Raw genomic sequence first — 1,145 nt, 5'->3', positions numbered from 1 at the left:
CCGTATAATCGCGGCCCCCATCCCGCACCGTTCCCGAAAACGCCACCAGCACTTTAAATGAGTGGCCTTTTTCTTTAAGGTATTTATCAACTGCAAGCCTGTAGCGAACCGCGTGAAGGCGCGATCGCGTGACGATCATCGCCTTGGCCTTACCGTCAATTCGGCCCATGCTATGCTCTACGAAATGCTCGATTATAATTGCAACTTTCTTGGAGATCGTGTGTTCATGCAAATCCACAAAAAGCCTCATTAAGAATGCGGCTTTCTTTTTGTCATAGCGGGGGTCGTCTTCGATTTTCTTGAGGATATTGAAATAGCTCTTGTAGGTGGTGTAATTGTCCAGCACATCCATGATAAAACGCTCTTCAATGGCCTGGCGCATGGTGTAAAGACTAAAGGGCGCAAACCTGCCATCGGGCTCTAGCGTGCCGAAAAGTTCGAGGGTTTTAGGCTTAGGCGTCGCCGTAAAAGCGAAGTAGCTAACGTTCGGCAGTTGCCCGCGCTTTTTCATCTCATCGACGATACGGTCCTCTGGGTCTTCTTCCTCTACCCCATCCTCCAGCTCCGCTTCCTCTAAGTTTCCGTTATAAAGAACAATCTTAAGGCTTTTAGTGCTCTCTCCGCTTTGGGATGAGTGCGCCTCGTCGATTATTACCGCAAAGCGCTTACCGGGCAAAGCAGACATATCGTCTGCGATCACTGGGAACTTTTGCAGGGTAGTTACTATGATGTTTTTGCCATCCTCAAGCGCCGCCTTAAGCTGACGAGAGGTTTGATCGATATTCTCAACCATCCCCAGCGTCTGCTCAAACTGGCGCACGGTTCTTTGCAGCTGGCGGTCAAGAACACGCCGGTCGGTAATGACGATTATGGAATCAAAAACGCGTTCATCCTCCATATCGTGCAGGTTTGCCAGCTGGTGGGAAAGCCAGGCGATGGAATTGCTTTTGCCGCTCCCCGCGCTATGCTGGATAAGATATTTATGCCCAGACCCTTTTGCGCGGGCATCAGATACCAAGCGCCGTACCGCGTCAAGCTGGTGGTAGCGCGGAAATATCAGGCTGCGTTTGCCCGTCTTCTTGCCTTTATCATCCTCTTCTTCAACCACCTGGACGAAGTTTTGGATGAGGTTTAGCACGCTATCC

General features: G+C 50.6%; 1 protein-coding gene. It reads right to left on the bottom strand.

Annotated features, from left to right (window positions below; all coding sequences use genetic code 11):
* Window positions 1-1,145, bottom strand: a 1,145-nt coding sequence (locus COY37_RS09400; RefSeq protein WP_286977363.1) for a DEAD/DEAH box helicase family protein, incomplete at both ends; no start/stop codon positions are given.

The organism is Candidatus Aquicultor secundus, from assembly GCF_002791875.1.
GTDB classification, from domain to species: Bacteria; Actinomycetota; Aquicultoria; order Aquicultorales; family Aquicultoraceae; genus Aquicultor_A; species Aquicultor_A secundus.
This window is presented reverse-complemented; position numbering and strand designations above follow the sequence as displayed.